The following is a 13,092-nucleotide window of genomic DNA, read 5'->3' as shown; positions in this document are numbered from 1 at the left end:
TGGCGCGAGGGAAAACCATTGCCCACCCCCAACAATCGCTCTCCACCTCGGACCAAGAAAGTGCAAGCGGGCAATGCATCCCCTTAACACTCGCCCCGAAGACGGGCGTGTGATCATGAAAGGTGCGTCTCGCGAGCGAGGCGAAGGTAAGCCCATAATCCGGTCCCCCGTCGCCTTCCGCTTCAACATGAATCCCGATCACCACAACATGAAGACCATACGGTACTCGCATGCTCCTCCACGACGCTCAGCTCCCGGGTGAAATGAGAAAGCGCGACGGCGAAGAGGCCCCACGCCTCCTCCCATGACCCTGTGCGGAGGTCGCCCGCCTCCTACCCTCCACGGGTTTTTGCCGCAGGATCATGTCCACGAAGGCCTCCGCCCTGGTGCGCACCGCGGCATCGCCGGTGTGCTCGTCGAGGACCACTTCCAGGAGGGGCTTCCCGCAGCGCGAGGTTATCTCCCTCCTGGCCATCTCCACGGTCAGGGAATCGGGGCCGCAACCGAAGCTGGTCAGGTAGACCACGCCCTGCACCTCGGGGCGGCGGACGAAATGGGACGTGGCGGCCAGGAGCTCCCTCTCGTAGCTCCAGGAGGTGACCGGCACCCGGCGGGACTCCCGCTCCAGCACCTCCGGCGAGAGCATGGTGCACGGCCAGGCCTGAGCTCCCGCCTCCTCCAGCCAGCGGATGAGGCTCTTGTTCACCAGCCGGTCGGCTAGGAGGTAGGGATGCCCCACCACCCCCACCGTTACCCGCTCCCTCCCCAGGTCCCACTGCCGCACTTCATCTCGGTCCTGAGACGCCGAGCCGGCTTGACTGGCACGACCTTCCATCAGCATCCCTTCGTCAGAAAGAAAGGCGATTCGAGGTTTCGCCACAGCGAATCGATTCATGTCTCCCGGCTCTCCCGCCTTCCAGCCATTCCGGTCCGCCGCCGCCCCAACCGCGGACAAGAGTCCCTTGGCGCATGTCACCCCGGCGCGGATATACGGCTCAACTCCGGTTTCATCAGCGCTTGCCGACTCTTCACCCATGCTCCTGTGCCGACGGCGATTATCTACCATATTTTCCCATATATCCAACGCTTCGTCGGGAAATAACCCCTGGCGGAGCAGGTACTCGAAGACACCCTGCGCCCGGCATGCCTCCCGGTAGGCCTTACGAGCCCTCCATGGAGATACCTGAAGACGCGCCGCCAGCAGCGCGCAACCCCACCACCACGGGGCCTCCGCCGCGTTCAGCACCCATTCGAGGAGGAGAGGGGGACGCTCGCGGAAGAAACGGATCATGTCCGGAGCGGCGATGAGCTTTGGGCAGGTGAAGGTGTCGTGGTGGCGTCTCTCCACGCTCACGGGGCGCGGGAGCAGCAGGGCGTCCGCCTCACCCTCCAGGAAACGCACGTGGCCGAAGAGGACTTTCACCGCCACGCAGACGTCATCCACGCAGGCTTCCGCCCCAGCTTCCAGGATGCGCATATCGGTTGGAGGGGAGGAGAACACCTCCTGTCCGCATCCCTCCAGGAAAACTTTGAGAAAGGGGTAATAGCGGTAGAAGGTCAGGGCGCGCGGGATCCCTATCCTCATCCCGTTTCTCACCTCCCGCTCACGGAAACCCTCTATCTTTGCGGATCCCGGCCATCTCGTCCCGAATAGGTCCCTCCCAGCCCTTCCTTCCCTTCGGGCATGACCCAAGCCCTTTCCGGGTTCCCTGCACGAAAGCTCCCAGCTCCATCCCGGTCCTTGGCCCGAGCGCTCCGGTTCCTGAAAGCCGGCGTCTCGTCGGGCGCCTATTGGTAAATATTCCCTGATCCACCTCGCGACGGCCTAACACCCGGAACAGTTCCGCCGATTGCGCGCCGGAGCGCTAGGCCTCGCGCCCTATTTCCAGATGTCCAGGATTATGCGCAGGGGCGCGGTCGCGTAGGTGAGGCGGAAGGGCCTCTTCGTCTTGGTGCTCACGAAAAGGTTGACCGGGTCCACCCCATCCAGCGAACCATAAGTGCTCATCAATATCTGGTAGCAGACGGGGTCCCCCGTCAGCTGCCCGTGGCCTCCCTTCAACGAGGTTATCTGCACGTCCTCCGGCTTGATCCCCCGGATGTAAAGGCGTATCTCCGTCCCGTACTCTATGGTGGGGTCGTCGGAATAGTCGGCGAAGCACCAGGGGACGTTGGTGACGTCGGTCCCGTCCAGTCGCTTCAGCTCGGCCACCACGCGGAAATAATCCTCATGGCTGCCCCAGCGCACGTCCACCAGCTTAAGGTACTCGAAGGGGGTCTTGCTGCCGATCACCTGCCCCCCGTAAACATAGCCGGCCGGAGGCCCGGCCTCGGCGCTCTCCTCTCCACTCGGAGCCGTTTCCTCGCCTCCCCTTGCCTCCCCGGCCGGGACTTCCCCCGCCACCTCTTCCTTTTCCGCCGTCTCTTCCTCCTTCGCCGCCTCCTTGCCCCCGCAACCCAGGAACAGCATCGACGATAAGGCCAGAATAAGGACGACGAACACGGCCACCGCTTTCCTCATGATTTCCTCCTTTTTCCATGCTCTCTCAGGAGCTCCCGCCGGCCAACCCCAACCGGAAGGGCCTTCCTTCCGGCAGATGCCCGATTTCCCAGGAGCAGCTCCGCGGACTACGCGGTTCGATGTCGATCTCCCACCCGAAAGGCCGTGTTCCTGACCTTCACCCAAGAGCTTTTTCTTGAGGTCATCGAACGCCGCTGCGTCCACCGCGCGAAGGTGTCCATTTCCTCCCTCTGTCCACGGGGGCCGCCCTCCCGTGCCGCCGGAAAGGCCATCTCCTTTCGCCGCGGCCACCCACCGCGAAGATCGTTTCTCCTTTTCCCTTCCTACCGCAGCCCCGGAACCTCGACCCTGCGGAATTCGGCGGACTCCCTTCAAGGAAACATCTTTAAGAAACAACTTTAATTCTATCCAGCTTCCGCTCTTTATATGCCTGTCGCTGTTCCTGTCGCCCGGAAAAACGAGGGTTCCCGTGTCCCGGTGGAGCGGGGCCACATACGCACCGGTCCGCATGCCGCGGACAGCGCTTGCCCCCGGAAGCGCTAAATCAATAAAATTGACTGGACACCGCTCCAGTTCCCGGTGGAAAGCGGCGTAGTGAAGGAGGAAGCAGGGTTTGCCCTCAAGGCGAGGAGCGGCCTAAGTCCCGGGGGTGAGGATGAAGTCCAGGGATCATCGTTTTCGCAATGGAAGCAAGGGGCGCTCCTGCGTGAACCGCCTGCCCGCGGTACTTGCCACCGCCGCAGGCGTCTGCCTCTTTCTCCTCGCCCTGCTTCTGGGGTTGGAGGGAGCGCGCGCCCAGGGGGAGACCCCTCCCGTTCCGGAGACACCCGGCGAGGGCGTCTCCCAGGCCGGGCAGGTGTACTTCTACCTGGAAGGTAAGCTGTCTCCGGTTTCCAGGGAAGTGGCCGGAGGCCCGCAGGCCGTGGAGTTCACCGTCATGGAGCTGCTCAACGGGCCGAAGGAGGAGGAAAAGGCGCAGGGTTACGTGACCTACATCCCCGAGGGCGTCAAGCTGCAGTACACCACCGTGAAACAGGACCGCAGCGAGTACAGCGTCAACCTCTCCCGGGAACTGCTCCAGCTGTCCGGGGACCGGGAGAGGGCTCTCAAAGCCCTAGCCCAGGTGGTCAAGACCGTGAGGGACGCCTCGCAGATAGAGAAGATCGGGGTCACCGTTGCCGCCGAGGAATCCGGTGTGCAGCCCGCGGACGCCTTCCAGGCCCTTGGGGTATCCCCGCGAGACGTGGAAGCCGAGATATCCGGCACTTCTCCCTCGGGCGGGAGCAGCCGCCTGTGGCTCGTGTTGCTTCTGGCCCTGGGCATCCCGCTCCTCGTCCTGATCGCGGCGCTGGCTTTTATCCTCCGAAAGCGGGCCTCCAACCCCGGGGAGGTGAGGCCTGTGGTGGGCACCGCAGCCCGGCCCGCCCTGCGGGTCAAGAGGCGGCGCGGGGCAACGCCTCCGCCTCCGGCTCCCTGGAAGGAACCCCGCTCCAGGAGGAAGGGGAGGAAACGGGGCAAGCACGAAAAATGAGGGACCCCGCGGCGGGGTGAAAACGCCGGCCGGAACCTCCATAGAGCCAATGCCGCGGCGAGAAGGCCGGCAGCCGGAAGGGAGGGCCGGGGAGGGCACTCAAGGCCGGCGGGGACGGCAGGCCGGTCCCGGGGACGGATAAGCGAAAGGAGGGTAGGCCGCTCCCTCGAAGGTCGCCGTGCGGCGGCGATGGCGAGGTGATGACGTAAGAGGGTGGCCTGAGCAGGGATGAAATCGGCGAGTTCGTCAAAGTGGCGGGCCCCGTGGATTGCGGCGGCTCCGGTCCTTTTTCTGTCCGCCCTGCTTCTCCTGGGAGGGTGCGGGGAATCACCGTCCCCTTCAGGCGGCGGGGCGAGTTACGACCTCGCCGGGCTGATCGCGGAGAGGGTGGACGTCGAACGCATGCTCCGGAACGTGGACTTCCTGGCCGGGGAGGAAATGGCCGGAAGGGCCACCGGTTCACCGCAGAGTGCCGCTCTCGAGGACTTCCTGAGCGAGCGCCTGGAGGAACTGGGGCTGGTGCCGGTGGACATGCTGGGACTCTCCGACTTCCGCCAACCTTTCCAGGTACCCGCCGACCGCTGCTACCTGGACCGGGAAACGCGCCCCGACGAGCTGGTGGAGGCGTGCAACATCCTGGGCATGATGCGGGGGGAGACGGAGGACATGGTCATCCTCACCGCCAACTACGACGGCCTGGGCCGCGACCCCGAGAGCGGGCAGGTCTATCCGGGGGCCGACTACAACGCCTCCGGGGTGAGCGCCGTCCTGGAGGCCGCCGCCGTGCTCTCCTCCCTGGAAGAAAATCCTAAAAAGACACTGGTCTTCGCCCTGCTGGGAGGGGAGGAGTGCGGCGGCTTCGGGGCCTCCGCCCTCTCCGAGGCGCTGGAGGAACGGGGTTTCCGGGGACGCGCCAGGATAATAAACCTGGAGGGGCTGGGGGCCGGGGACGGCGATTACATGGACGTCTGGGACCTGAACTATCGTCCCAACCGGGAGACGGTCCGGGCGCTGGACGATGCCGCGGAGGCCATGGGGGTCACCCTGGAGCTGGGAGGGGCGGACCCGGGGACCTCGGCGGGAACCTTCTTCATGTACCACATCCCCGCCGTGACCTGCGACTGGTCGTGGTTCGAACGCTCCGAACACCCGGATTTCCACCGCCTGACCGACACCCCGGAGAGGATGAACCGCGACGGCCTTCTCAAGGCCACCCGGGTGGTAACCCTCGCCGCCTGGAACCTGGCCCGGTCATAGCAAAAGCACCGGCATCGGGGCCTGAAGCCAGGAGCGGGGAATAAAGCCGCGAGCCTTGGAAGGCCTCGTTTTTCCGAAAGATGACCCCCAAGATTTTCGAACGGCAAACACCCCATATGCTGGGCGGGGGAGAAACCTCAGATGTTGCGGTAGATGACCCTGCTGCCTTCCTGACCCTCGATGCGCTCTATCCACAGGTAGGGATGGCGGATCTCATCCGCTCCGGGGAGGTTGTCCTCCCTCTTCCAGGCCAGGTTCAGGAACTCCAGCCCCTTCTTTTCCACCACTTCCCTGCAGAAGAGCTCACCCACCTGGTACTGCTGCAGCTTGAGGTCGAACCCCAACATCCTCTCCACCAGGCGTTCCGCCCCGGATTTGGAATCGCGACGGTGCCGGAAGGCTATGCTCATCTGCCTGTAGGTGGGGATGATCTCCTTTCCCACCATGTCCATGACCAGGTTGCTGTAGCCCTCGACCAGGGACATGAAGGCCTGGATGCGCTCCAGGATCTCTCGCTGCTCCGGGGTATGGATTATGGACATCAGGCCGCCACGGCTGATGATCTCGTTGAGGCGCCGCGCGTCCCGCAGCTCCTCCGGCCTCAGCCGGAGGCTCATGTCCTCCAGGCGAAGGGAAACGCTCTGGAAGTAGCGCTCCATAAGCGACCTCAGATAGTCACGCAGCCAAGGATGAGCGGCGAACTCGAAGCCGTGAGTGACCTCGTGGAGGGTTATCCACAACCGGAAATCGGAGGGCTCGAGGCGCATCTTCTCCTCCGCCTTGAGTAGGTTGGGGTAGACGATGTACAGCTTCCCGCTGTCCTCCAAGCGGGGAAGCCCGAGGTCGAACTGGCCCAGCACGCTGCGCGCCAGGTACCCCATGACCATCCCCAGCTGAGCGGTGAGCAGGCCTCTGGTGAACCTTCGGCCGAGGTTATACTCGCGACTCCTCTGCTCCTCGAGGGTCCTGAGGGTCTTGCCGTAGCTCTCCGCCAGGGGTTCGAAGATGAGCTTGAAACTGGAGAGGTTGGCCTCGATCCACTGCGGGCGGTCGAAGACGAAGAGGGGCCCCACCTCCTCTAGAGGCCGGAGCCCGGTGTAGGCCCTCACCAGCCCCTCGCTACGCTCCCGCATGGCCTCGAACTGCACCCTGACCTGGGGGTCGGGAAAAGGTCCCGGGCCCTCCGACTGCGCCACCAGGGCGGCTATCTCCCTGGCCTGGTCCCAGTCGATGAACCCGTCGCCCTCCCCGGAGAAGGCCTCCCGCAGGGAACGGAGGATGGGTATCTTGCGGGCCACAGCCTCCATAAAGCGGTTGACCTCTCGGAGGCTGCGGTCCCAAGGGTTGTCGGTCTCGTAGGACAATCTATCCACCTCGCTCCATGGCCTCTCACGCTGTGCCGCCCTTTTCCACGCGGCATCACCGATTGCGGCTTACGCCTCGCGGAACAGATCCCGGCACAACAGGCCCTTTCCGGGATCATGCGAGCCGATCGCCCGCCTTCGGGACCCCGCTTCTTTAATGGTACCAGAAGGCGGAACCCGGCCGTCGTTCCCCACCCGCATGCGATAACCCCTTCGGCACCGCGTACCGGCACCTCCGCCATCGGGCATGACGACCACCTTCTCCCCCAGGAATCGGCTTGCGGGAAAATCGCCGGGGACCGCGCTTCGACCATCGGGCCTCATTCCGTCCTCTCCCCTGGCGCTTGGGGCGGTTAAAGGGCACGGGAACGCGCCGATGCCGGGGCCATTTGCTAATACTGGAGTATTATTTTCCTCCAACAAATTAATACCTTCGTGGAATGTTCTTCCCTTACGTTCTTTCGTATGTTTGTTATCGGTAAAGGAACCTTGAAAAAGGCCCCAAGCGGACCCAGGGGATATAGTGCCAGAGAAGAAGCTTGAACGTCGTGGGCGAGCCGGTTACGCTACAGTCGCAGCCCCCTTAAGCAGACGCAGTAGCATTCCCCTAGCACCATCCGAAGCCGACTAGCCGAGACAGCCATCTACCCCATTACATCGATGCAGCCCAGACGGACTACTCAAACCCTCGCCCATGACGCAAGATTTGGAGCACAGAAGCAGCCCGGTCGCAGCAGAGCACGCAGCAACGAACGCAGCACAGTCGCAGCTCAGCCGATCATCCCTGAGGTATCCCCTGAATCCCCAATGGAGTCCGCATCAGCGGAAGGCCCCGTTCCCCCTGCGGGGCCTTTTCCGTTTTTGGGAACTTTCCCGTTCCCGCGGCTCGCTTACGGTTGCGCCCGTTTCCCTCCTCGAGTAACCTTGTGGCAAGGAGGTGGGAGATGGGCGTTTCCGATCGCTGTCCTTCATGCGGGCTTCCGCTCTCCCTGAGCCGGAAGCTGGTCTGGACCGAGGACGGCGGGATATATTTCCGGGACAAGCGCTCGGAACGGCTCGTCTTCCTGGAGCACGACGAAATCTCCCTCATCGTCGCGGAAGGGGTGAGGCTCCGCGGCGAGGAGCTGCTGAAGACCCTCCGCGAGAGGCGCCGCGCCTTTTCACGGCGGGAGGTCATCCTTCAATTGGGCGGGATGCGCCGCAGGCTGCTTGGGCGCCGCCCGCTGGCCGGGAGGGTGATACGCGAGGCCTTCCGGGAGGCGGCCTTTTACGGGAGCGGGAATCTCTCCATCTCCGAGCTCAAGCCGGGACGGGAGATGAAGGTGAAGGTGCGCCACCCCTATCACCCTCACCTCATGGCCGGGGACCTCTGGGGGTTCTGGGAGGGCCTCTTCGGAGTGGAGGCCCTGGCCTCCGTATCCGCGGTTTCGGAGGTGGAATACGAGGTCACGGTGAAGACCGTGGACAGGCGCCGTTGGGCCCTGGAGGGGGAGCCGCCTCCCAGGCGGCCAAAGCGGGATTACGAGCTGGAGGTCTGTGAAAGGTGCCGGCTGCCCGCCTTCCACCTGGAGATGAGGTGGGACCCCGACCTGGGAACCATATACCATCCCGACGGCCACCGGCGCCTGGTGTTAACCACGGTGCGTGGATGGCGGGAGGTCATGCAGGAGATAAACGGGTCGCGCCGCGAGGAGCTCCCTTCCTCCCTGGCGGAGGCCGTGACCGCCAGGGCGGCCGCCGTTCACGCCCCGCCGCCCGGTAGCAACTACAAGACCGCCTACCGCAACTTCTTCATGGGACTTCCCGTGCTCGGATGGGGAAAGCCCAGGAGGGTCATCCGCAAGCCCTTCCTCATCGACGCCCTCATCGAGGGAGTGCCCTTCCCGCAGTTACTCTCCTGGAAGCTGGGGGGCGTCTTCCAGGCCCTGGAAAGGGAGGCCCCGGAGGTGGAATACCGGGAGCAGGGGAACTCCACCTGGAACTATCTGGTAGGGCCGCGACTGGAGGGGGCCTTTCTCCCCGTTCCCAGCCTGGCCCTCCCGGAGGACCTCCCCGTCTCCCGGCGGGTCATCCTTCCTTTCTGACGACCTTGCTCATGCCCCCAAGGGCGGGGGAGGCCCGCGCCGATCTTCGAGAAAAGAGGCCGGCTCGCCTCCCATGACGCACGGATCCACGCCGCATGCAGGGGGATACGGAGAGGCCTCCACGGCAACCGAAGACCCGGGGTCGAAGGGAGTGAGCGGGGCGGGGGATTTTTCCTCAAATCGGAGGCTTGTCCGGCTTGACGCTCTCCCGGTCCTTGAGGACCAACCCCCTCTCTATGGCCCAGAGGACGGCGTTGGTGCGGTCGGTGACCCCGATCTTGCGGAAGATGTTGCGGATGTGCACCTTTACCGTGTGCTCGCTGATGAAGAGGATGTCGGCGATCTGCCGGTTGTTGTAGCCGCGTGCCATGAGCTTGATGACGTCCAGCTCCCGCTGGGAAAGACCCTCGTATTCCTCCTCCCTCCGCTTCTTTCCGGCGGGCTCGCTTATCTCCTCGATGAGCTTGCGGGCCACCGACGTGGAGATCAGCGACTCCCCCCTGGCCGCCGCACGTACCGCCTTGACCAGTTCCTCCTTGGCGGCGTCCTTTATCACGTAGCCTATGGCCCCGGCCTTTATGGCCTGCTTGGCGAACTGCTCGTCGTCGAAGACGGTGAGGGTGATGGCCTCGATCTCCGGATACTGGGACTTGATGCGCCTGATGAGCTCTATGCCGTTCATGCCCGGGAGCTGGATGTCCACGATGACCACGTCCGGAGGGAACCTGCCGATCTTCTCCAGGGCCTCCTCGGCGCTGCGGGCCACGCTGACTATCTTTATCCCTCCCTGTTTCTCCAGGATGCGGATGAGGCCCTCCAGGACCACCTCGTGATCGTCCACGAGCATGACGTTCACCGACTCGCCCTTGCCCGCCACCTCACTCACCCGCCACCATCATGGGGATGCGCACCACGATGCGCGTTCCCCGTCCCGGCTCGGAATCGATGCTCATCTCCCCGCCCAGGAGCTCGGCCCGTTCCCGGATGGCCACCAGGCCCAGATGCTTTCCGCTCTCCTGCTCCGCGGCCAAGGCCTGGGGGTCGAACCCGATGCCGTCGTCCTCCACCACCAGGTAGAGGTCGTCCCCCCTACGCTCCGTCTTGATCCTCACCGAGTCGGCATTGGAGTGTTTGCGGACGTTGGTCAGCTCTTCCTGCAGGATGCGGAAGACGGCCAGCTCCACGGAAGGGGACAGGGATTCCAGGCCCTGCAGGTCCACGGTGGTGGTGATGGCGTACTCCTCCTCGAACTGCTCGGCATAGCGCTGGATGGTCTCCCGGAGTCCCAGGATGTCCAGGGAGGTGGGCCTAAGGTTGGACATTATGGCCCGCAGCTCCCGCAGGCAGTCCTTGGCCCTCTGCTGCACCTCCTCTATCTCTTCCACCGCCAGCCGCGGGTCCTCCTTGAGGAAATCCAGGGCGAATCCCGCGGTGTAGATTATCTTGAGCAGGGACTGGGCCACCGAGTCGTGCAGTTCCCTGGCGATGCGTGCCCTCTCCTCCTCGTGGGCGGTGTTCACCCTGGAGAGGAGGTGATCCATCATCTTCCGCCGGGCGGTGAGCTCCTGGTAGAGGCGGGCGTTCTCCAGGGACAACCCCACGGTGTCGGCAAAGGAGTTCAACATCTCCACATCCCTGTCCGACAGCGGCAGCGCGGCCTCCGCTTCCACGTAGAGGAGCCCCTTTATGGTGCCGTGGGGATTCAGGGGGACCAGGAAATAACGCGAGCCGGGAAGGGGGTCCAGGAAAGCCGTCCGCGCCTGGTCTCCCTCCCGGCCTTCCCTAACCGCCCCGCCGAAGAAGGCCTGCGCCTCGGGGCTGTCCGAGAGAGGGTTTATGGGGTAGGCCTTCTTCTCCCGAAGCAGCGTTTCGCCCCAGCTCTCGTCCCGGCGGTCGCAAGCCGCCGCCGGTATGAGCATGTCGTGTTCGTAGCGGAAGAATACGGCGCGGCGGAAGCCGAGTGCCTCGCACGCTCCCTTCACGATATGGTCCATTAAACAATCGACGTCCTGCTCCGCCCGCAGGCGGTTGAGGAAACGGTTGAACTCCCTCACAACGGCCTGGCGGTGGCGCAGGTACTCGGCGGCCACGGTGTTGGCGGCCCGGAAGTAGGCGTTCCAGATGGTCTCCGCCACGCCGACGAGCTCGCGATCCGGAAACCCCTCCGCTTCCCAGAGGCGCTTCGCCCAGCTCCAGACCACCTCGCTTCCCACCTGGAAGGCACGCAGCACGTCCACAAGCTCGAAACCGCGGAGCTCTCCCACCTCCATGCTCCATTCCGGAGGTAGGGAACCCTCCATGCCCCTGAAGAGGGTGAGGCAGGCCTTGCGCCCCACCTCCTGGAGCACGGGGAGGAAAGTCTCCGGCAGGGCCCGGAAGGCGGGAACCTCCTTCCTGACCCGGTTCACTATCTCCTCGCTTATGGAATCCAAGTGCTCGCGGAGGAGGCCCACGGCCGGAGAACGGCTGGCGGCCGCTGGTTTTTCGTCGCGGAGGACCTTAGGTTCTTTCATCCTAAGGTGAAGTATATCAACTTCTGATTGTTGTCGAGAAAGGTCTCCTTGGGGACCGGGCTGACCTTGATCTCCAAGAAGTTGCGTACGCCTTTCGTCTCGGGACGCAGGCCGCTGAACACCAACTGCGCCTTCTCTCCCGGCGCGAGCTCCTCGATGACCTTCTCCTGGCGGATGGGGGTGGTGTTGGTCTTGGAATAGAGGCTCAGGGTCACGGCGACCCCGCTCTCCGGCCGGTTGCCCTGGTTCTCCACCACCACGGTCACGCTGATCTCGTCCACCGCCGGAAGACGGTGCACGTCGTCCTTTCCCTCCCGGACCACCGTGCCCGAGGGGTCGAAGGTTATCTTTCCCAGGGCCACGCCGTGTACCTCGCTCCCTTTCAGGGCCTGCAGGAAAGAGCGTACCCGGTCAACGGAAGCGCTCTCCCAGTCCGCGAGCCACGCGGAATCGGGGATTTCCAGATCCTGGAGGTTATTGGCCGCCAGGAGGTCATCCAGGTTGCGCCTGAAGAAGAGGTAGTTCCCGTCGGAATAGACGAGCTCCATCAGGTCCCGGCTTATGCTCTCCGCGTATACGTCCACCTCCAGCGCGGAGACGGCGTTTATGATGTCGGGGCGGTAATTCTTGAGGGCCCGGTATCGCTGCTCGAAGCAGATGACCAGTGCCTGGTGGGCGCTTTCCATGCTCCGGGGAGGCACCACGGCCTTGACCTGGCCGAGGAGGTCCAGGGCCTGGCTCTCCAGCTCCTCGATTTTCGCGCCCAGATTCCCGGTATCGGCTATCAGGTCCGCCAGGGTGGCGCGGAGGGTGGCGAAGGATTCGCCGATGCCGTTGGATGCCTCCACCAGGGCCTTCACGCGGTTGGCGTATTCGCTGAGGGAGGAGGCGTCCTCCTTCCTCCCCCGGCCGCAGGTGAGGTTGAAGATCCAGCAGCCCAAAAGGACGACCACCACGGCGACGACGATGGCCGGCGCCGGGCTCCTCCTGCGCCGCCTGCTGAACCTCGGTGTCCTGGTCTGCGCGTACAAGGACCTGCTTCCCGCTCCATGAAATCCCAGTGGCCATTGCCACTATACAAAGGGCACCCGAAAGTATCAAGCTCAGGTCGAAGGTTGCCATGCGGGCTTCTCGCCCGGGCGCGAGGAACCCGACCGACCCCAACACCGCAAAGCACCAACGATTTGAGGGCGGCTCACCGCCGCCCTCGTCTGTCTGGTGGGCGAGGCGGGACTCGAACCCGCATGCCCCTACGAGCACTGGACCCTGAACCCAGCGCGTCTACCAATTCCGCCACTCGCCCGCATGCCCGCTCCTCCCGGGCGCAGGTGATATTATAGCAGATGCTAAACCCGTTTACATTACATATATCCCTTGCTCCGCCCCTTGTACCATAAAGGAAACGCAGGGGTCTCCCTCATGTAACTGGGCATGGGCATCCGTTTCCCGCTCCCGTACTCTCTGTGCTTCAAGGTCTGCATCCCACGATCCAGCCGGATGGAAACGCCTTCCTCCCCCCGATTCACGGATGAGGAGCGCCTCTCTGCGGCACGCCTTTTCCATCCGGGGATCTTACCTCTCATCCCATCCTTCCGGCCTTTAGGAATCCGAAAGAGCCGGCCGCACTCAAGCCCAGCATGTCGCCTCTGCCTCGCAACCCCATATGACGGATGCCGGTCAAATCCCAGTCGGAGGGGTTCTCCTCATCCGTGCCGCCTGCAAAAAGGTGCGCCCTTGCCTTACACTTTCAAACGTGCCGGAAGTGAAAGACAATCGGGTCTACATCCCCGCGTGACGGCGGGTATCGGAAAAGCGGGGACTC

9 protein-coding genes and 1 tRNA gene are annotated in these 13,092 nt (G+C 63.9%); 3 read left to right on the top strand and 7 right to left on the bottom strand.

From position 1 onward, the window contains the following. Positions 1 to 247: 247 nt before the first annotated feature. Positions 248 to 1,585, bottom strand: coding sequence for an acyl-CoA dehydratase activase-related protein (locus H7007_RS05495; protein WP_287153730.1), 1,338 nt, complete (start codon positions 1,583 to 1,585; stop codon positions 248 to 250). Positions 1,586 to 1,879: 294 nt separating this feature from the next. Beyond that, positions 1,880 to 2,521, bottom strand: coding sequence for an AMIN-like domain-containing (lipo)protein (locus H7007_RS05490; protein WP_287153728.1), 642 nt, complete (start codon positions 2,519 to 2,521; stop codon positions 1,880 to 1,882). Positions 2,522 to 3,176: 655 nt separating this feature from the next. On the opposite strand from H7007_RS05490, the gene H7007_RS05485 reads away from it, so the two are divergent. Then, the gene (locus tag H7007_RS05485) at positions 3,177 to 4,052 is read left to right on the top strand and encodes a GerMN domain-containing protein (protein ID WP_287153726.1); all 876 of its coding nucleotides are present in this window, start codon (positions 3,177 to 3,179) and stop codon (positions 4,050 to 4,052) included. Positions 4,053 to 4,439: 387 nt separating this feature from the next. After that, positions 4,440 to 5,309, top strand: a complete 870-nt coding sequence (locus H7007_RS05480; RefSeq protein ID WP_287153724.1) for a M28 family metallopeptidase — start codon at positions 4,440 to 4,442, stop codon at positions 5,307 to 5,309. Positions 5,310 to 5,446: 137 nt separating this feature from the next. Here the strand turns inward: H7007_RS05480 and H7007_RS05475 are convergent, their stop codons facing one another. Then, on the bottom strand, positions 5,447 to 6,673 hold the full coding sequence (locus tag H7007_RS05475) for an Rv3626c family coenzyme F420 biosynthesis-associated protein (RefSeq protein WP_287153722.1): 1,227 nt from the start codon (positions 6,671 to 6,673) through the stop codon (positions 5,447 to 5,449). 944 nt (positions 6,674 to 7,617) lie between these two features. On the opposite strand from H7007_RS05475, the gene H7007_RS05470 reads away from it, so the two are divergent. Further along, on the top strand, positions 7,618 to 8,757 hold the full coding sequence (locus tag H7007_RS05470; RefSeq protein WP_287153720.1) for a hypothetical protein: 1,140 nt from the start codon (positions 7,618 to 7,620) through the stop codon (positions 8,755 to 8,757). A 175-nt stretch (positions 8,758 to 8,932) separates the two neighbouring features. On the opposite strand, the gene H7007_RS05465 is transcribed toward H7007_RS05470, so the two are convergent. The 4 genes from H7007_RS05465 to H7007_RS05450 form a co-directional block, all read right to left on the bottom strand. Then, positions 8,933 to 9,643, bottom strand: coding sequence for a response regulator transcription factor (locus H7007_RS05465; RefSeq protein WP_287153718.1), 711 nt, complete (start codon positions 9,641 to 9,643; stop codon positions 8,933 to 8,935). Then, a complete protein-coding gene (locus tag H7007_RS05460) occupies positions 9,636 to 11,270 on the bottom strand; it encodes a sensor histidine kinase (RefSeq protein WP_287153716.1) in 1,635 nt (544 codons plus the stop codon). Before H7007_RS05460 ends, H7007_RS05465 begins: the two co-directional genes overlap by 8 nt. Further along, complete coding sequence (locus H7007_RS05455) at positions 11,267 to 12,301, bottom strand: hypothetical protein (protein ID WP_287153715.1); 1,035 nt, start codon at positions 12,299 to 12,301, stop codon at positions 11,267 to 11,269. The genes H7007_RS05460 and H7007_RS05455 overlap by 4 nt, the downstream gene beginning before the upstream one ends. Positions 12,302 to 12,486: 185 nt before the next feature. Then, positions 12,487 to 12,573 (bottom strand) — tRNA-Leu (locus H7007_RS05450). Between the last annotated feature and the right edge of the window lie 519 nt (positions 12,574 to 13,092).

The organism is Candidatus Solincola tengchongensis (genome assembly GCF_015711935.1).
Classification (GTDB): domain Bacteria; phylum Actinomycetota; class Geothermincolia; order Geothermincolales; family RBG-13-55-18; genus Solincola_A; species Solincola_A tengchongensis.
This window is presented reverse-complemented; position numbering and strand designations above follow the sequence as displayed.